The organism is Streptomyces hypolithicus, from assembly GCF_052934925.1.
The window spans coordinates 2,802,457-2,821,982 of record NZ_CM128811.1; the positions used below are offsets into that span (position 1 = coordinate 2,802,457).

General features: G+C 71.9%; 12 protein-coding genes. 8 read left to right on the forward strand and 4 right to left on the reverse strand.

The window, feature by feature from the left end:
* Positions 1-3 precede the first annotated feature (3 nt).
* Positions 4-1,998, forward strand: a complete 1,995-nt coding sequence (locus ACU6WZ_RS13245; protein WP_447033546.1) for an FUSC family protein — start codon at positions 4-6, stop codon at positions 1,996-1,998.
* Between the two features lie 453 nt (positions 1,999-2,451).
* Here ACU6WZ_RS13245 and hslR read toward each other — a convergent pair whose 3' ends face one another.
* Positions 2,452-2,871, reverse strand: coding sequence for an Hsp15 family ribosome-associated heat shock protein (gene hslR, locus ACU6WZ_RS13250; RefSeq protein ID WP_447033547.1), 420 nt, complete (start codon positions 2,869-2,871; stop codon positions 2,452-2,454).
* 84 nt (positions 2,872-2,955) lie between these two features.
* On the opposite strand from hslR, the gene ACU6WZ_RS13255 reads away from it, so the two are divergent.
* Together ACU6WZ_RS13255 and ACU6WZ_RS13260 are read left to right on the forward strand one after the other, a co-directional pair.
* On the forward strand, positions 2,956-4,431 hold the full coding sequence (locus tag ACU6WZ_RS13255; RefSeq protein WP_447033549.1) for an APC family permease: 1,476 nt from the start codon (positions 2,956-2,958) through the stop codon (positions 4,429-4,431).
* A 15-nt stretch (positions 4,432-4,446) separates the two neighbouring features.
* Complete coding sequence (locus ACU6WZ_RS13260) at positions 4,447-5,496, forward strand: hypothetical protein (RefSeq protein WP_447033551.1); 1,050 nt, start codon at positions 4,447-4,449, stop codon at positions 5,494-5,496.
* Between the two features lie 120 nt (positions 5,497-5,616).
* Here ACU6WZ_RS13260 and ACU6WZ_RS13265 read toward each other — a convergent pair whose 3' ends face one another.
* Positions 5,617-7,674: a PhoX family protein gene (locus tag ACU6WZ_RS13265; protein WP_447033552.1), complete on the reverse strand. Its 2,058-nt coding sequence runs from the start codon at positions 7,672-7,674 to the stop codon at positions 5,617-5,619.
* A 211-nt stretch (positions 7,675-7,885) separates the two neighbouring features.
* Between ACU6WZ_RS13265 and ACU6WZ_RS13270 the strand changes: the two genes are divergently transcribed.
* From ACU6WZ_RS13270 to ACU6WZ_RS13285, 4 genes are all read left to right on the forward strand, one after another.
* Positions 7,886-8,215, forward strand: a complete 330-nt coding sequence (locus ACU6WZ_RS13270) for a barstar family protein (RefSeq protein WP_447033554.1) — start codon at positions 7,886-7,888, stop codon at positions 8,213-8,215.
* A gap of 113 nt (positions 8,216-8,328) precedes the next feature.
* On the forward strand, positions 8,329-9,777 hold the full coding sequence (locus tag ACU6WZ_RS13275; protein WP_447033555.1) for a VWA domain-containing protein: 1,449 nt from the start codon (positions 8,329-8,331) through the stop codon (positions 9,775-9,777).
* 125 nt (positions 9,778-9,902) lie between these two features.
* Positions 9,903-11,522 carry a methionine--tRNA ligase gene (metG, locus tag ACU6WZ_RS13280; protein ID WP_447033557.1) on the forward strand — a complete coding sequence of 540 codons (1,620 nt, stop codon included), beginning with the start codon at positions 9,903-9,905 and terminating at the stop codon, positions 11,520-11,522.
* A 571-nt stretch (positions 11,523-12,093) separates the two neighbouring features.
* Complete coding sequence (locus ACU6WZ_RS13285) at positions 12,094-14,193, forward strand: hypothetical protein (RefSeq protein WP_447033558.1); 2,100 nt, start codon at positions 12,094-12,096, stop codon at positions 14,191-14,193.
* An 89-nt stretch (positions 14,194-14,282) separates the two neighbouring features.
* Here ACU6WZ_RS13285 and aspS read toward each other — a convergent pair whose 3' ends face one another.
* The gene (gene aspS / locus ACU6WZ_RS13290) at positions 14,283-16,049 is read right to left on the reverse strand and encodes an aspartate--tRNA ligase (protein WP_447033560.1); all 1,767 of its coding nucleotides are present in this window, start codon (positions 16,047-16,049) and stop codon (positions 14,283-14,285) included.
* A 106-nt stretch (positions 16,050-16,155) separates the two neighbouring features.
* Here aspS and ACU6WZ_RS13295 point away from each other — a divergent pair, with 106 nt between their 5' ends.
* A complete protein-coding gene (locus ACU6WZ_RS13295) occupies positions 16,156-18,486 on the forward strand; it encodes a SpoIIE family protein phosphatase (RefSeq protein ID WP_447033562.1) in 2,331 nt (776 codons plus the stop codon).
* Here ACU6WZ_RS13295 and ACU6WZ_RS13300 read toward each other — a convergent pair.
* Positions 18,408-19,514 (reverse strand): AI-2E family transporter, encoded by a 1,107-nt coding sequence (locus ACU6WZ_RS13300; protein ID WP_447033563.1) that lies wholly within the window; start codon positions 19,512-19,514, stop codon positions 18,408-18,410. The genes ACU6WZ_RS13295 and ACU6WZ_RS13300 overlap by 79 nt on opposite strands.
* Positions 19,515-19,526 lie beyond the last annotated feature (12 nt).

A 19,526-nucleotide genomic window follows, 5' to 3' on the forward strand; every position in this document is an offset into this window, starting at 1 on the left:
GGCATGGCTGAGCAGAAAGCAGGGGGCAACGGGCGGCTCGCACCGCCCGAATGGCTGACTCAGGGGCTGCGGCCCGCCCGCGCACCCGTGCCGTGGGCCGCTGCCGCGCGCGCCGGAATCGCCATGGCCACGCCGCTCGCCGTCGGATTCGCCGTGGACGAGCCGACGTACGGGGCGCTCGTGTCGATGGGCGCGCTGTCCGGCGTCATCGGCGACACCGCCGACGCGTACCGCATGCGACTGATCAACATCGCCGTGCCGCAGCTCTTCGGCGCCCTCGGCGTCACCCTCGGCACGCTCGTGTACGGGCAGGGGTGGCTCGCCGTCGCCGCGCTGACCCTCGTCGCGCTCGTGTCCGGCATGATCTCGACGATCGGCGCGGTCGCCTCCGTGTCCGGGCTGCTGCTCCTGCTGCAGGCCGTGGTCGGGGCCGGGCTGCCGATGCCGCAGCCCTGGTGGACGGCGCCGCTACTGCTGTCCCTGGGCGGCCTCTTCGTGCTCGTACTGACCCTGCTGGCCTGGCCGTTGCGCAGCGGTGTGCCGGAACGGGACGCGGTGGCCGGCACCTACCGGGCGGCGGCGGACCTGCTGGCGGCGGCGGGCGGCGACCCCGCCTCGTACGACGCGCGGCGCCAGGACGTCACGCAGGCCCTGAACACGGCGTACGACCTGGTCCTCGCCCGGCGGGCCCGTGACCACGGCCGCACCGCGCTGCTCGTGCGCCTCCTCGCGCAGCTCAACGTCGTCGTCCCGCTCGTCGAGTCGGCGCCCGCCGCACATCTGCGGCGCCGGCCCCTGCCGCCGGAAATCGCGGCCGCGGTACGGGAGCTGGGCGACGCGGTCGGGCAGGGCCGCACCGGGGGCACGGCCGGGACCGGACCCGACCTGCCGGAGCCGACCTCACCGTCCGGGCGGGCCGTCGACCACGCGCTGCGCCACGCCGCCGCCGTTGTCCTGAGCGCCGAACCCGACGCGGCGCACCTCGACGACCGGCTCGGCCGGCCGGCCGCCCTGCGGGTGCGTGCCCGCCGGGCCACCCGCGACGTCCTGCTGTCCCAGCCCTCCTGGCTCTACGGCCTGCGGCTCGCCCTGTGCATCGGCCTGGCGCAGGCACTCGTCTCGCTCATCGACGTGCCGCGCTCGTACTGGGTGGCGCTGACCGTGCTGTTCGTACTCAAACCCGACTTCGGATCGGTCTTCTCACGGGCCGTGCAGCGAGCGTTCGGCACCGCGCTCGGTCTGGTCGTGGCGGCGGCCGTCCTCGCGGAACTGGAGCGGGGGTGGTGGGACGTACCGGTGATGGTGGTGCTCGCCTCGCTGATCCCCGTCTTCACGGCCAAGGGGTACGCGTTCCAGACCGCCGCGATCACCCCGGTCATCCTGCTGCTGTCGGACCTGCTCAACCAGCAGGGGTTCGGGCTCGTCCTGCCGCGCCTGTACGACAGCCTCATCGGCTGCGCGATCGCGCTCGTCGCCGGGTATCTGCTGTGGCCGGAGAGCTGGAGCACGCGCGTCGGTGCGCGGCTCGCGGACACGGTCTCCGACACGGCGGGCTATGTGGAGTTCGCGTTCGGGCCACCGGACCCGGGGGGCGAACGGCAGCGGCAGCGGCTCCGGCGCCGGCTCTACCGCGATCTGTCCGTCGTACGCACCGAATTCCAGCGCGCGCTGAGCGAACCGCCGCCGACCGGGACGCTGGCGGCGGCGTGGTGGCCGCTGGTCGTCGCGACCGAGCGGATCGTCGACGCGACGACGGCGGCGCGGGTCCGCATCAACCACGGGGCGCCGCCGCCGGACGGGGCGGAAGTGGCGGCGGTGGCGCGGGAGCTGCGGGAACTGGCGGCGGGGTTGCGGGCGAGCGACACGCTGGTGGAGGTACGGGCGGAGTTCCCGGACCCGGCCGATGACGACGACGGGGCGCTGGCGTCGCTCCGCCAGGAGGTGGCGGCGGCCCGCGCGGTCGCCTCGCCGGCGCGGCCGCGGGGGCTTCGGCGGTGAGGTGCCGGGCGAGGCGCGACCCCGCCGCGCAAAACAGGGACAACTGCCCCGGAAACGGAGCCACTTCGCACCCGTCCAGCGTCCGCTGCGACGCCGCAGGCGGGGCGGCCCGCTTCGAGCCGGCGCACAGCGTCAGAAGCTGTTGTCCGACTCCCGCTGGATCAGCTCGGGGCGTCTGGTGCGGTCGATCGCAAGGCGCCGGAGTGCCCTCAGGTGGGGTCTCCCCTGCTCGAACGGAGTTGAGAGCTTGGGGAAGGAGCTATTAGGGCATTTCGGCAACGCCGTGAGCGGCCGTGCCAGACGCCCCGAGCCCAGCGGGAGTTGGACACCAGCTTCTCAGCTCGCCCGAGACCGTCGCCGCCCGCGTCCGCGGATCGTGGCGTACGAACCGGCCCGCCACCACCGCCACTTCACGACCGCAGGGGCGGCGTGGCGAGGTCGACGGCATGCGGCTCATTCTGCCGGACGGCCCGGCCCCTGCAGCCGCTCCATCTCCCGCCGGTCCCGCTTCGTCGGGCGCCCCGCGCCCCGGTCCCGCACCGCGACCGGCGCGACGAACTCGCGCGGCGGAGGCGGCGGGCTGTTGTCGACGTAGCACTCCGCCGCGACCGGCGGCCCGACCCGCTTGCGGATGATCCGCGAGACCACGACGATCCGCTCCCGGCCGGCGTGGAAGATCCGCACCTCGTCGCCCGCCTTCAGCGCGTGCGCCGGCTTGACCCGCTCCCCGCCGACCCGCACATGGCCCGCCTTGCACGCCGCGGCGGCCTGCGCGCGGGTCTTGGTGAGCCGTACGGACCAGATCCACACGTCGATCCGGACGCTCCCGGATTCGCCGGCCGGCGCGCTCTTCGTCCCCTGCTCTGCAGCCATGGTCCCGAGGGTACGACCGCCGCACTACTATGCGCTCGATCTCCCCGTCCGGAGCCGCACACTCCCGGAAGCAGTTGAGAAATCGTGAGCCACCCCTCCGGCAGAGGCCTCCAGCCCAACGCCCTCGGTACCTTCGAAACGATCGTGATGGCGGTGGCGGGCAGCGCCCCCGCCTACTCGATCGCGGCCACCACCGCCGTCCTGGTCGGCGCCGTCGGCCTCGCCAGTCCCGCGGCGCTGCTCTACTGCGCGATACCCATGCTCGGCATCGTCCTGGCCTTCGGCCGGCTCGGCCGCATCGATGTCAACGCGGGCGCCACCTACTCCTGGGTGGGCCGCACGCTGCACCCCTTCCTCGGCTTCATCAGCGGCTGGGCGCTGGTCGTCGCCGCCACCATCTTCATGGTCGCCGGGTCGCTGCCCGCGGGCCAGTTGACCCTTTCCCTCATCGACCCGGACCTCGCGTCCCACACGGCGCTCGCCACCGCCGCCGGGGCCGGCTGGTTTCTGCTCATGCTCGCCGTGGTCCTCGGCGGTGCCCGGCTGTCCGCCCGCGCCCAGCTCCTCGTATCCGGCGTGGAACTCGTGATCCTGGTCCTCTTCGCGCTCGGCGCGCTCCTGCACCAGGGGGCCGCGACCGCCTTCGACTGGTCCTGGCTCGGCTTCAGCCACTTCGACGGCTTCTCCGGCTTCGCCGCCGGCACCCTGATCGCCGCGTTCTACTACTGGGGCTGGGACGTCACCAGCAACCTCAGCGAGGAGACCCGCAACAGCCGCCGCACGGCCGGACTGGCCTCCCTCGTCGGCGTCGGCGTCGTCTTCCTGCTCTTCGTGGTCTTCACCATCGCCGTCAATATCATCTTGACCACGGAGCAGATCTCGGCCCACGACACCAATGTCCTGGCGGTCCTCGGGGACGCCGTCTGGCCGGGCGTGGGCGGCAAGCTGATGGTCCTGGCCGTCGTGCTCTCCACCATCGCCACCCTGGAGACGACCCTGATCCAGGTCACCCGCTCGCTCTTCGCGATGGGCCGCGACCGTACGATGCCGGCCGCCCTCGGCGTCGTACACCGGCGCTGGAACACCCCGTGGGTCGCGGTCACCGTCGTCGGAACCGTCGCTCTCGTCCTCTTCGCCGCCTCGAACGCGCTCGGCTCGACCGAGCAGATCATGGCGGACGCGCTGGCCGCGATCGGCCTGCAGACCACGCTCTACTACGGCCTCGCCGGGCTCGCCGCCGTCGTCGCCTACCGCAAGACGCTGCTCGCCTCGCCCAAGGACTTCCTCCTCGGCGGGGCGTGGCCACTGCTCGGCTCGCTGTTCATGTTCTGCGTCTTCGCTGCCGCGCTGACCGAACTCAGCGCGGCGGCCCTCACCATCGGCCTGGGCGCCCTGGCCGCCGGGATCGTCCCGATGCTCTGGTACCGGCGGCAGGGCAGCGCGTACTACAGTCCGGCACGGCTCGACGCCACCCACGCCATCGAGATCGACGCGGCGCACATCAACTCCGGTACGGAACGCAAGGCTTACGCTGACGCCGGGCTTCCCACCGACTTCTGAGCAGGAGGTGACCCGATGACCTCACACCGCCGCTCCACCTCGGGTCGCGGTACCGGGTCCGGTTCACGTCCGGGGTCAGGTTCGCGTCCCGGGGCCCATTCGCGTCCGAGGTTCGCCGTCCCCGACTTCGATCCGGACCTCGGCGACCGGGCGCTGACCTCGGCCCGGCAGGACATCGTGATCGGCCGCTGGCAGGGCGTACGCGACCTGTTGCTCGCCACCGGCGACGACTGGCCGCTGCGCACCCACCGCCTGCGCCTGCTCTCGCACGCCGCCGCGAGCAGCTCCGTGGTGGAGGCCTGGCGCGCGGCCGAGCCGGACAGTCCTGACGCGGCGGTGCTACGGGCCGCGACCGAGGTCGTACGGGTCTTCAACCAAGCCATCGAGGCGGGCCGCGGCGCCGGGGTGGACCGCACCCACATCGACGTCGCCGTCATGGCCTGCCTCGGCGCCGCCGACGCGCGGCCGGCGGACCCGATGCCCTGGGTGTCGCTGCTGACGGTGGCGCGGCTGTACGAGGACGGGGTCGGCCGGGCGGAGCTGCGCGAATGGTGGCAGGAGCTGCGGCGGCGCGATACGTACAACATCGAGGGCCATGTGCAGCTGCTGCGCTACCACTCGGCGCGCTGGCACGGCACACACGGCCGGATGTACGACTTCGCCCGCGACGCGGTGGGCGCGGCGCCCGCCGGGTCGCCGCTGCCGGTGCTGGTGCAGATCGCCCGGGTGGAGGAGTACCGGTACATCGCGGCCGCCGCGAGGGGCCGCCCGGTGCGCGGCTTCGACCGGCACTGGCACCACGAGCTGGCGGTGACGGAGGTACGCCGCACCCACGAGCGGTGGCTCGGCGGGCGACCGCCGGGGCAGGTGCTCCCGGAGGAGGTCGGCGAGCTCAACCACCTGGCCCACGCAGCCTGTTACGCCGGACTGCCGGAGGTCGCCCACGAGGCGTTCACCCTGCTCGGGGGCCGGGCGGCGCGGGTGCCGTGGTCGTACACGGGGGACGCGGTGGAGCAGTACGTGAGGTGGCGGGCGCAGGTGGCCTCAATCGCCGGAGGGGCCTGAACGTTGCCGACACCGGCAACGTTCAGGCCCCTTTAGGGATACAGGCCTCTGGGGATACAGGCCCTCCGGGGATTCAGGAGCGGGGTCCGGGGCTGAGCCCCGAACCCCGTCGGCGGTCGTCTAGACGCCGATGTCGCGGCCGTCCTCGCGCCAGACCGACACGACCGACGGGCGGACGAGCCTGCCCGGTCCGTCCGGCCACTGCGACGCAGGCTTCTCGACGCTCGCACCGTCGATCTCGCCCGGGTGCTGGACCGCGACGAGCACCCGGCGGTCCTGGATGACCGGGCCGCACGTCTCCGCACCCTTGGGCACCGTCAGGAACTGCTTGAGCTCACCGCGCCGCTCGCCGCGCGTCGCCACACCGAACAGGCCGTCGTGGGAGCCGAGCTGGTTGCCGTCCGTGGAGATCCACAGGTTGCCGTGGTCGTCGAAGGCCACGTTGTCCGGGCAGGAGATGGGGCTGACCTTGTCCTTCGGGAATCCCGCGAAGTACGTCGCCGGGTCGTCCGGGTCGCCCGCGACCAGGAAGAGCCGCCAGGCGAAACCGTCGGATGACGGGTCGTCCCAGTGCTCGGCGAGCTCCAGGATCTGGCCGTGCTTGTTCAGGTTGCGCGGGTTGGCCTCGTCGGCGCCCGCCTTGCCGGTCTTGCCGCGGTCGGTGTTGTTCGTCAGCGCGATGTACACCCGCCCGGTGCGGGGGCTCGGCTCGACGTCCTCGGGGCGGTCCATCTTCGTGGCGCCCACCTTGTCACCGGCGAGGCGCGTGAAGACGTACACCTCCTCGGCGGTCATGCCGGGGACATGCGAGGTGGTGCCGGTGGCGAGCGGGATCCACACGCCGCTGCCGTCGAACTCGCCGTCGCTCGGGATCTTGCCGGTGCCGTCGATCTCGGCGGCCGGGCTGTCGCCGGTGAGCTTGGCGACGTACAGCGTGCCTTCGTCGAGAAGCGTCAGGTTGTGCTCGCGGGCGGAACGCGAGTCGCCCTTCTTCATCCGCTTCGACGAGACGAACTTGTAGAAGTAGTCGAAGCGCTCGTCGTCGCCCATGTAGACGACCGGGCGGCCGTCGGAGGTCAGGCGCGGCTGGGCGGCCTCATGCTTGAAGCGGCCGAGCGCGGTGCGCTTGCGGGGCGTGGAGTCCGGGTCGTACGGGTCGAGCTCGACGACCCAGCCCTGACGGTGCGACTCGTTGGGCTCCTGCTTCGCGTCGAAGCGCTTGTCGAACAGCTCCCACTTGCGCTCGGTGGCGCCGGTGGTGATGCCGTAGCGCTTGTCGGTGACGCTGGAGCCGTTGGCGAAGTACTGGTTGAAGTTCTCCTCGCCGTGCAGCGTGGTGCCCCACGGGGTGGTGCCGCCGGCGCAGTTGTTGAGCGTGCCGAGGACCTTGGTGCCGGTCGGGTCGGCGGACGTCCTCAGCAGCGCGCCGCCGGCGGCGGGGCCGGTCAGCTTGAAGACGGAGGTGGTGTGCAGGCGGCGGTTCAGGTGGTGGCGGGTGACCGGCGTGAGCTTGCCGGACTTGCGCTCCTCCTGGACGACGACCACGGACAGACCGTGCGCGGCCCACGCGGTCTCGACCTGCTCGCGGGTGGGGTTGGCCGGGTCGTAACCCTTGAACATCAGGATCTCGTCGGTGTACTCGTGGTTGGCCACTAGCACCTGGCGGCCGTGCTCGCCGCGCAGCGGCAGCAGCGAGAGGAAGTCGTTGTTGTAGCCGAACTGGCCGGCCTGCGCCTCGGCGGACTGCTTGTCCGCGTCGAAGGCGGGGGCGCCGCGCAGGATCGGCTCGCCCCAGCGGATGACGACGTTCTGGGCGTAGCCCTCCGGCACCGTGACCCGGTCGGCGGTGTTGGGCGCGACCGGCGCGAAACGCAGGCCGCGGGCGCCGCTCGACGTCTCGCCGGGGCGGCCCATGCGGTCCTGGTCGGCGGCGACGGCCTGCGGGGCACTGGACCCCCCGAGGACGGACGTGCCGGCGGCGGCCGCGACGGTCACCACGGCGGCGGCGCGCATCATCGAGCGCCTCGACAGGGCGCCGGCTATGACGTCTCCGGCGTACTCGTTGTCGCTGGTGTTCGGCACGTCCTGGAAACAGGCGTCACCGCAGCGGTAGCGACAGGTCAGCGCGGAGCGCCCACCCGAGTGCGGCGAGTTGAGCAACGGCAGCAGATTGCGCACGGGCCCTCCAAGTGGGCTTACGGGTGGTTCGGCGCGCCCTGCGCCGACATCGTGTCGGGAATGGTCTTCGGCGGTGACGTTAGGGGCGTACGCGCGCGCGGGGGCGGCCGTCGGGTGAACGCGAGGTGAATGCGCAACGGACGGACACGAATTGGCTGCCAAGCCCCGCGAGCCCGGCCTGATCCCACGACACCCCCTAGGCTCCACACCCATGCGCGACGACGAGCCGGGACGCACCGGCGACAGCACCGGCGACCTCACCGTGGACATCCGCGGTGTGCCGCTCGACTCGCTGGACGACTTCTGGGACGCGGTGGCCGCGCCGTGCGGGCTGCCCGGGTGGTTCGGCCGGAACCTGGACGCGTGGTGGGACGCGATCGAGGCGCGTGGCATCTCGGAAGTGATCGACGCACACGGCATGTTGGTGGTACGGGCCGACGCGGCGGGAATCTTCGCGCCGGGGCGGCCGGAGGGGGCGCGCGTGGCATCGGTGTTCGCCGACGCGAGCCGCGCGCGCCTCGAACTGGGACGGCACGGCTGACCCTCCCGAAGATCGGCGGGGAGGGCCGCTAACCTTACGTATCCGCCCTGGCCAGGGATCATCCCCCGGGTGCGGACGTGCATCGCACCCAACTCATGCGAAAGGCCTCGCCCATGGGCATTCGGAGCTTGCTGCGCAAGGTGTTCGGACGCGATCGAGCGGAGAGCAACGAGCAGCCGCCGGCAGTGGAGACCTCGGCGGCGGCTTCTGTTCCGTCCCAGGCCGAACGTACGACGGACCAGACGCCCGCGCCGCAGCCGCAGGCGGCGTCGTCCGCCGCGTCAGAGCCGGAGTCGACGCCGGCGTCGGAGCCGGCCGGGGCGAAGGAGAGGGTGGCTTCCGTACGGGCCCCCTCTTCTGCCCCCGCCGCCAAGGAGGAGCCCGCCCCGGCCACCCCGGCCAAGAAGTCCGGGACTCCGGGCATCGCATCGGACCTGGTGGCCGCGGCCTTCGACAACCCGTCCCCGTCCCCGGCCTCGCCGCCCCCGTCCCGTACGCAGAACCCCTCGTCGGGGCCCAACGTCCCGGCCCAGTCCACGCCGGGCACCCCGAAGGCCCCGGCCCAGGTCCCGGCCCAGTCGGCCCCGGAGGCGCAGGAGACTCCGCAGGCCGAAGCAGCCGCCGCAGGGGCGGAGCCCGCGGCCAAGGCGAAGCAGGCCCCGGTCGCGGAGCCGGAGCCGGCCCCCGAGCCTGACTCCGACCCCGTCGCCGCCGAGGCCGAGCCTGGAGCCACCGCCCCGGAGCCCGCCACCGCCACCGAGCCGGCCACCGAGCCGGTCGTCGAGACCCCGGCGGCCAAGCCCGAGCCGAAGCCCGCCGCCGAACCGGCCAGCAAGACGAAGGCCAAGCCGGAGCCGAAGCCCAAGGCCAAGCCCGAGCCGGTCGCGGCCGTCGTCGCGCCGGGCGCACAGCCCGTGCCCGCCGCGCTCCGCGCGCACTACGACGCCGCCGGGGACGTCCTCGCGGAGCGGGGGCTGGCCGGGGTGCGGGCGGACGTGTACCTGGTGCTCGACCGGTCCGGGTCCATGCGGTCGTACTACAAGGACGGCAGCGCCCAGCACCTCGCCGACCGGACCCTCGCGCTCGCCGCGCACCTGCACCTGCACGCGGACGCGGACGCGGCCGCGGACGCCGTCCTGCACGTCGTGTTCTTCTCGACGGACATCGACGGCACCGTCGACGTCACCCCCGCCGACCACGAGGGCCGCGTCGACCGGGCTCACGCCGAAATCGGTCACATGGGGCGTACGAGCTACCATCGCGCCGTCGAAGAGGTCCTCACGCACCACGAGAAGTCCGGCAGCGACCGGCCCGCGCTCGTCGTCTTCCAGACGGACGGCGCCCCCGACGCGAAGGGCCCCGCCAAGCAGGCGCTGACCGACGCCGCCGGCAAGCCGGTCTTCTGGCAGTTCGTGGCGTTCGGCGAGCACGACGCCAAGGGCTTCGACTTCCTGCGGAAGCTGGACGCCCCGAACGCGGCGTTCTTCCACGCGGGCCCCGCGCCGAGCAAGGTCGCGGACGCGGAGCTGTACGCGCAGCTCGTCACCGGCCTCAAGAAGTAGGCACCGGACAGGGCCGGCGTCACGGCGACGGCGGGCCCCCTCGCACAGGGGGGCACCGCCCTCGCCGTGACGCCGGCCCTTTATGCGTGTGAGTGGAACACCGGCGGCCCGTTAGGATTTCGACCATGGCGGCCACTGGATCCGAGAAGCAGGGGGGCGAAGGCGTGAAGGCTTTCTACGTATCGACCCCGATTTACTACGTCAACGACGCTCCTCACCTGGGCCACGCCTACACGACCGTTGCAGGGGACGTGCTCACGCGCTGGCACCGACAGCGCGGCGAGAAGGTGTGGTACCTCACCGGCACGGACGAGCACGGTCAGAAGATCATGCGCACGGCCGAAGCGAACGGGGTCTCCCCGCAGGAGTGGTGCGACAAGCTCGTCGATGAAGCATGGAAGCCCCTCTGGGAGCACCTGAACATCGGCAACGACGACTTCATCCGCACCACCGAGAAGCGGCACACGGACCGCGTCCAGGAGTTCGTGCAGGACCTGTACGACAAGGACGAGATCTACAAGGGCGGGTACGAAGGCCCGTACTGCGTGGGCTGCGAGGAGTACAAGCTCCCCGGCGACCTCATCGAGGCCGAGGACGGCACGAAGCTGTGCCCCGTCCACAAGAAGCCGGTGGAGATCCTCAAGGAGGAGAACTACTTCTTCAAGCTGAGCGCGTACGGCCCGAAGCTGCTGGAGTTCTACGAGGCGAACCCGGGCTTCATCCAGCCCGAGTCGGCCCGTAACGAGGTCGTGAACTTCGTCAAGCAGGGCCTCGACGACCTGTCGATCTCGCGCTCCACCTTCGACTGGGGCGTCCCGGTCCCGTGGGACGAGAAGCACGTCATCTACGTGTGGATCGACGCGCTCCTGAACTACGCGACGGCCGTCGGGTACGGCGCCGACCAGGCCAAGTTCGACGGCACGTTCCCGGCGAACGTCCACCTCATCGGCAAGGACATCCTCCGCTTCCACGCGGTCATCTGGCCCGCGATGCTGATGGCCCAGGGCCTGCCGGTTCCCGGCCGGGTCGCGGCCAACGGCTGGCTGATGGTCGGCGGCGAGAAGATGTCGAAGTCGAACCTGACGGGCATCAAGCCGCAGGACCTCACCTCCCACTTCGGTGTGGACGCCTACCGGTGGTACTTCCTGCGGGCCATCGCCTTCGGCCAGGACGGGTCGTTCTCCTGGGAGGACTTCACCGCCCGCTACACCTCCGAGCTCGCCAACGACTACGGCAACCTCGCCTCGCGGGTGGCCGCCATGGTCGGCAAGTACTTCGGCGGCGCCCTGCCCGAGGCGACGGCGCCCGGCGACGCGGAGAAGGCGGTCCAGGACGGCCTGTCGGCGGCGGTCGCCGAGGCCGACCGGAAGATCGGCGAGGAGCTGGACTTCCAGGGCGGCATCCTGGCGGTCTTCGACTTCGTGAAGCAGGTCAACGGCTACATCACGGAGCAGGAGCCGTGGAAGGTCGCCAAGGACGAGTCGCCCGCGGGCCGGGCCCGGCTGGCGACGATCCTCTACACGGCGGCCGAGTCGCTGCGCGCGATGGCGGTCCTGCTGAACGCCGTCATGCCGGAGACCTCCCAGAAGCTGTGGGAGTCGCTGGGCGCCGAGGCGTCCCTGGGCGCCCTGGCCGACCGGCCGGTGCAGCACGCGGCCGACTGGGGACAGCTCCCGGCGGGCACGACGGTGACGAAGGGCGCGGTGCTGTTCCCGCGCCTGGAGGAGCCGAAGAAGGACCACTAGCTTGAGATTTAACCTCGCCGCTCGAACACGACCGCAAGTCGGCTTCACGGAACCAGCATGCGCACCGTTTGTCCCGACTTGCTTAGATTTCCGACTGTGCTGCGGAGCCTGCTCTTGCGGCAGGAAGGGCTGGTCGGAGCTGTTCGAATCCGGAGGTTAAATCTCAAGCTAGGGAGTGTTTTAGAAGTCCCGTCTGTCTCGCGTGGTCTGGCACGCACGTTCGCCGCGTTGCCGAAATGCCCTAGTAGCTCCGCTACGAGACCATCCCGGCGCCTTGCGAACGCATCCCGGCCCCGTAGACGACGTACGCCCCGATCCCGGTCGGCCCACCCCGCCGCTCGGGGCGTACGCCGTCGTCCGACCCGCCACACCCCGCTGCCGGGCGGCCTTATGCCCCACATGCGGTGGTTGATGTCACACAGGATTGCTACGGAGGCGGCGCTCGTCATACGGTCAACCGCCGACGCTTCCTCGTCCCCGCTCCCCCGCGGGCGCGAGTGGAGCGGAGCGGCCCCGACCCCAGACGGCTTGCCCTAGCCGATCGCCCCTCCCCGCCAGGAGCCCCGCCACCGTGCCCTCTGCCGGACTCGTTCCCCGCCGCATGCAGCAGCTCCTCGCGCTGCTCGCGATGTTCACGGCCTTCAGCGCCCAGCTCGCGGGCGCCCTGCTCGCCCACGTGCCGGTGTTCGTCGCCGCCGCGGCCGGCGGCCTCGCACTCGACCTGTACCTCCGCTACCGCAAGCCCGCACTGCTCTCGGTGCTGGGCAAGATCCGCTTCGACGCCACCGTCCGTCAGCTGCTGCGCGACATGCTGGTCCTGCTCGGCCTGCTGCGCATCGACGACATACATCCGGTGCGCGAGCAGGCGCCCCTGACCGTCGGGCTGCTCCTCTTCTACGCCCTGCACTTCGCCTGCCAGGCGGTCGCCGTGATGGTCCGGCGCAGCCGCACGCTGCCGATCGTCACCCGCAACATCGACGCCTCGGCGCTGCGGCCGTCCGCCGCTCCCCCGCGGATCCTGGCGTCCCGCCCCGGCCACCGGCTGCTGAGCTTCTCGGTCCCGGCCACCACCGGGCTCATGGTCACCGCGATCACCGGGGACGTGTACGGCGGCGCCGCCGGCCTCGGCGTGTCCATCGCCCTGATGGCCGTCGGCACCGGCCGGCTGGCCGGCTGGCTGCTGCCGAAGAAGCGCCCGGCGAGCAAGGACAAGGCCCTGGAGTGGCTGGACACCTGGCTGGCGGAGTACCGGCCGACCGTGGCGATGTACTTCTCCGGCGGCACCACGTCGGCCTACCAGGCGAACATGTGGCTCTCCACGCTCTCCGAGCTGGACGGCAACCCGCTGATCGTGGTGCGCGAGCGCTTCATGGTGCAGAAGATCCAGGCCACCGACGTGCCGATCATCTGCATCCCCCGCGTCGCCCACATGTTCGCGCTGGAGAACTCGACGCTGAAAATGATGCTGCACCCGGCGAACTCCGGTAAGACCTCGCAGGTCCTGCGCATCCCCTCCATCAAGCACGCCTTCACCAATCACGGCGAGAGCGACAAGCTGTCCAGCTGCAACCCGTACGCCAAGGCGTACGACGAGGTCTGGGTGGCCGGCCCGGCGGCGCGTGAGCGCTACCAGCTCGCCGAGATAGGCGTCGCCGACCAGGACGTGGTCGAGGTGGGCCGCCCTCAGCTGGCCCCGATCCAGCCGTACGCGGGTCCGCCCGCGGGCCCGTACACCACGGTGCTGTACGCCCCCACCTGGGAGGGCTGGGACGGCAACCCGGGCAACACCTCGGTCGTGCTGGCCGGCGAGAACATCGTCCGTGAGCTGCTCGCGGACGACGGCGTACGGCTGCTCTACAAGCCGCACCCGATGACCGGTTCGGTCGACCCGGAGGCCGGGGCCGCAAACCTGCGCATCCAGGCCCTGATCGCCGACGCCGCCGCCCGGCGATCCGGCCCCCGGCCGGGCCCCGAGGCCGCCGCCGAGCTGGCCCGCCGTACCGCGGAGCTGGACCTGCTCACCAGCACCGCCTTCCGGACCGGCGCGGACGAGCTGGAGCGGATGATGCTCCAGGGCGCGCCGGAGGGCGACCGCGAGGCGGTCGTCGCGGCGGCCACCGAGGCGTGGGAGGCGGCCTACTGGACGTCGTTGCCCGCCTGGGAGCACCAGATCATCGTCACCCCCCGCCCCGGCATCTACGGCTGCTTCAACCAGGCCGACCTGTTGATCAGCGATGTGTCGAGCGTCGTGTCGGACTACCTGGACAGCGAGAAGCCGTACGCCGTGGCCAACACCAGCGGCATGACGGAGGCGGAGTTCAGGGCCGGCTTCCCGACCGTGAGGGCCGCCGCCGTCCTGGCGCCTGAGGGCTCCGGCGTCGCGGAACTCCTGGAGTCCGTACGCCACCCGGAGAAGGACCCCTACATCGCGGCCCGCGCCACGCTGAAGGAGCACCTGCTCGGCCCCTCCGACCCGCCCTCCCTGGTCCGCTTCAACGCGGCCGCCCTCGCCCTGTGCGCCAAGGCCGACGAGCGCCGCGCCCTGATGGCGAGCCGCCTGCTGTCGGAGATCCCGAGCCAGCGGCAGACGGAGGCGGAGTCCGCGTTCATTGACGCCTCCGAGGGCCTGGAAACCGACCCGGGCGCCGCCCTGGAGGCGGCCAACGACTGAGACCGACCGGTCTGAGCAGCGGGAACGCAGAAGGGGCCGCGCGGATCGCGGCCCCTTCTGGCGTACAGCGGTTGCTTCGGCGGTCCCGGTTACTTCTCCGTGGCCGGCTTGCGCAGCTGGATGTTGAGTTCGCGCAGGCGGGTCTCGTCCAGGGTGGTCGGAGCGCCCATCATGAGGTCCTGGGCGTTCTGGTTGAGCGGGAAGGCGATCGTCTCGCGGATGTTCGGCTCGTCGGCGAGCAGCATCACGATGCGGTCCACGCCCGGGGCGATGCCGCCGTGCGGCGGGGCGCCGAGCCGGAACGCGCGGAGCATGCCGGCGAACTCGTGCTCCACCGTGTCGCGGTCGTAACCGGCGATCTCGAACGCGCGGAGCATCAGCTCGGGCTCGTGGTTGCGGATGGCGCCGGAGGACAGCTCGATGCCGTTGCAGACGATGTCGTACTGGTACGCCAGGATGTCCAGCGGGTCCTTCTCCTCCAGGTCGGCCATGCCGCCCTGGGGCATCGAGAAGGGGTTGTGCGAGAAGTCGACACGGCCCGTCTCCGCGTCCTTCTCGTACATCGGGAAGTCGACGATCCAGCAGAACCGGAACACGTCCTCCTCGAAGTGCCCGGCGCGCTTGGCGGCCTCCACGCGGACCGCCGCCATGATCTTCGAGACCTCTTCGAACTCGCCCGCGCCGAAGAACACGGCGTGTCCGGGCTCCAGGCCGAGGCGGTCGGTGAGGGCCTTGACGTCGTCCTCGGTGAGGAACTTGGCGATCGGGCCGGCCAGCGCGCCCTCGTCGCCGACGCGCACCCAGGCGAGGCCCTTGGCGCCGTGCTCGACGGCGTACTCACCGAGGCCGTCGAAGAACTTGCGGGACTGCGCGGCGGTGTCCGGCACCGGCAGGGCGCGGACGTGCTTGCCGGCGAAGGCCTTGAAACCGGATTCCGCGAAGACGTCGGAGACGTCGACGAGCTCCAGCTTGGCGCGCAGGTCCGGCTTGTCGTTGCCGTACTTCAGCATGGACTCGCGGAACGGGATCCGCGGGAAGGGGGAGGTGACCGGGCGGCCCTTGCCGAACTCCTCGAAAAGCTCGGTCATCAGCTTCTCGATCGGCCCGAACACGTCCTCCTGCTCGACGAAGCTCATCTCGACGTCGAGCTGGTAGAACTCGCCCGGCGAGCGGTCCGCGCGGGCGTCCTCGTCGCGGAAGCACGGCGCGATCTGGAAGTAGCGGTCGAAGCCCGAGATCATCAGCAGCTGCTTGAACTGCTGCGGGGCCTGCGGCAGCGCGTAGAACTTGCCCGGGTTCAGGCGGGAGGGGACGACGAAGTCGCGGGCGCCCTCGGGGGAGGTCGCCGTCAGGATCGGGGTGGCCATCTCGTTGAAGCCCAGGGCGACCATCTTGGAGCGGATCGACGCGATGACCGAGGACCGCAGCATGATGTTGCGGTGCATGCGCTCGCGGCGCAGGTCGAGGAAGCGGTACTCCAGGCGCCGCTCCTCGTTGACGCCGTCCTCGGTGTTGATCGTGAAGGGCAGCGGGTTCGCGGCGCCGAGCACCTCGACCTCGGTGACCTCGACCTCGATGTCACCGGTCGGCAGCTCGGGGTTGACGTTGTCCGCGCCGCGCGCCGTGACCCGGCCGTCGATCCGGACTACGGTCTCCTTGGTGATGGAGCTCAGGGCCTCGTTGGCGGGGGTGCCGGGGCGGGCCACAAGCTGCACCAGACCGTAGTGGTCCCGCAGATCGACGAAGAGGATGCCGCCCAGGTCTCGACGGTTGTGCAGCCAGCCACTCAGCCGGACGTCTGTGTCGACGTCAGAGGCGCGGAGCTCGCCGCAGGTGTGGGACCTGTACCGATGCATCGTCGTTCATCCAGCCTTCGGGATTCGGGGTTGTCACAGCCACCCCAGGTTACCGCCCGGCGGATCCCCTTTTTCTGGCCCGCCCGCGACCTGTAAGGATGAGTGAATGCGCACCGAGGAGATCCTGGCCGCCACCGCGACCGGCCTGTGGCACTGGGACAACGCCTTGGGGATCGTGACGCTCGACGCCGAGGCCGCCCGGCTGCTGGGCCTGCCGGCCGAGCCGGCGACGCTGAGCGAGTCCGCGGTGCGTTCGCGTTTCCATCCCGTGGACTGGAACGAGGTCAACGGCGTCGTGAGTCTCGCGGCCGCCGAGGGCACGCTCGCCGAGGCCAGGCTCCGAATCACCGACGGGGACGGGCGGGTGCTGAGGACCGTACGCACCCGGTCCAAGCCGGTCGCCCAAGGCGGCGGCTACCTGCTGTTCGGCACCCTCCAGGAGATCGCCGAGCCCCGTCCGGGCGACGCCGCGCACACCCCGATCACCGGGGACTGGCGCCGCTCCAGGGAGGCGTTCCTGCTGGACGCGGGGCGGGCGCTCGCCGAGGCCCGGTCGACGGCCGAGGTGCTGCGGGTCGCCGCCTCGCTGTCGATGCCCGGCTTCTCGCCGGACAGCCTCGCGGTCTTCGGCTCGTCGGGCGGGCGGATCAAGGTCCTGGGGCACCACGGGTACGGGTCGGGCGAGGAGGGGCCGCCCGGCGACATGCTGCTGGACACGGACCATCCGGCGTCCGAGGTCGTAAGGACCGGGCGGGCCGTCTATCTGCCCTCGCCCGAGGAGTACCGCCGCCGCTACCCGGCCGGCCTGCCGGGTAGCGCGCTGCCGCCCTCCGAGCCCGGCTCCCGCTCGCCCGGCATGCCCGGCACGAACGGCGCACACGGCACGCCCGACCCGTACGGCACGCCCGACCCGCACCGTACGCGCCGTACGCGCCGTACGCGCCGGTCATGGGCCTACGTCCCGCTGACCGTGGCAGGGCGCACGATGGGCGCCTGGACGGCCGGTTTCGCGCACCCGGTGGCGTTCACCCCCGACGAGCGTTCGGTGCTGACGACGGTCGCCAGGATGCTCGCGCAGGCCCTGGAGCGGGCCTCGGTCGCCGAGAGCGAGCGCGAGCTGTCCCGGGGCCTCCAGCGGTCGATGATGCCGACGCTGGGCCCGGAGATCCCCGGCATGACGGTGGCCGCACGGTATGTGCCGACCGGCGGCGGACTGCAGGTCGGCGGCGACTGGTACGACATGATCCCGCTGCCCAGCGGGCGGATAGCCCTGGTCATCGGGGACGTACAGGGCCATGACGTACGGGCTGCCGGGCTCATGGGCCAGCTGCGGATCGCCCTGCGCGCGTACGCCTCCGAGGGCCACCGGCCGGACGCGGTGCTCTCGCGCGCCTCCCGCTTCCTGCACGGGCTGCACGACTTTCCCGGAGCGGGTCCGGGGGCGGGAGCGGACGTGGTGGCGGACGCGCGGGTCCCGGGCACCCGCGCCGACGACGACCACGCCTCCCCCCGCTTCGCGACCTGCCTGTACATCGAGGCCGACCCGGTCACCGGCGTCCTCCACATCGCCCGCGCCGGACACCCCGACCCGGCGGTGCGGCTCGGCGACGGGACGGTGCTGGTACGGCCGACAGCGGGCGGGCTGCCGCTGGGCATCGACCCGGACACGGACTACCCGACGACGCGCCTGACCCTCGAACCGGGCGAAACGATCATGATCTGTACGGACGGCCTCATCGAGACCGGCGGCCACGACCTGGACACCGGCTGGACGCGGCTGCGCACGATCATGGAGCAGCACGACGGCGAGAGCCTGGAGGCTCTGGCCGACGCGTTGGTGGCCGGCGTGCACGGCCCCTCCTCGCACTACACGACCGGCCCGCTCGCGGACCGCCGCGAGGACGACATCGCCCTGCTGCTGCTGTGCCGTGAGGGCGCCGGCTGCGGGTGCGGCCCCGGCTCGGCGGCGGCGCCGCACGCCCCGGTGCGGCGTACGGCGCTGACCGTGGCGCAGGCCGAGCCGGAACGTACCGCCGTCGCCCGCCAGCAGCTGAGGGACCTGCTGCACGACTGGACCGACGCCGATCAGCTCGACTCGGCGGTGCTGATGGTCTCGGAGATGGTCACCAACGTCCTGGTCCACACCGAAGGCGACGCGCTGCTGACCGCCGAGGCGACGGGCCTGGCGGGCACCCGGCGGCTGCGGGTGGAGGTGGCGGACGCCAGCGCCGAACTGCCCCACAGACGCAGCCCGGGGGAGATGGCGTCCAACGGGCGCGGGCTGATCCTGATGGAGATGCTCGCCGACGCGTGGGGCGTGGACCCGAGGGGCGCGGGCAAGTCGATCTGGTTCGAGCTCTACGAGGACGGGTCCGGGCCTGGGTCCGGGCCGGAGTCCGGGTCCGGGTCTGGGTCCGGGGCCGGCGGCTTCTCGTAGTGCCTGCGCAGCTCCCCGGCCACCCCGAAGGCGGCCGCCGTCACGGGCACCGCGAGGAGCATCCCGAGGATGCCGGCGACCGACGCCCCCGCGGTGATCGCCAGTATGACGACGGCGGGGTGCATCTGGACGGTGCGGCTCTGGATCACCGGCTGCAGTACGTGCCCCTCCAGCACCTGTACGGCCAGCACGACCCCCAGCGCCCACAGCCCGATCACGAATCCCCGGTCGGCGAGCGCGACCAGCACCGCGACGGCGCCGGAGATGAAGGCCCCCAGGTAGGGGATGTACGCGCCGACGAAGACCAGCGCACCGAGCCCGACCGCGCCCGGCACCCGAAGGATCAGCAGCCCGACGGTGATGACGAGCGCGTCGATCAGCGCGATGAACGTCGTACCGCGCATGAACCCCTCGACGGCCTCGAAGGCGCGGCGGCCCATCGCCTCGGCCATGTCGCCGGTCGAGCCGGGCACCAGGGACCGCAGGGTGTCCGTGGCCCGGTCCGAGTCGCGGAGGAAGAAGAAGATCAGCAGCAGGGCGAGGACGGCGATCGCGATCATCTCGACGACGACGCTGAGACCGGTGATGAGCCCGGAGGCCGCCGTCCCGCCGAACTTGCCGAGCAACTCCTTGGCGTTGGTGGCCAGGTCGTCCAGTGAGGTGCCGGCCGCCCCGAGGTGCTCGGTCAGGCTCCTGGCGGCCTGCCGCAGCGAGGCGAGGATCTGGTCACCCGTCTCCACGAGCGCGTGCACGACGATGTACGTCGCGCCTCCGACGACGGCGACCACCGCGACGCACGTCAGTCCGGCGGCGAGGGACCGGTTCAGCCCCATGCGGACGAGCCGCCGGTGCAGGGGGCCGAGCAGGGCCGTCCCGAGGATGGCGAGCAGCACGGGTGTCACAGCGGTCTTCAAGGTGACGCACAGCCAGACCCCGACGGCGAAGACCCCGGTGACGAGCAGCGCCACCGCACACCAGGCGGCGACCCGGCGCGCGGACTCGGGGAGGAGCGTGGGCGTCGTCTGCACCGCCCCAGCGGA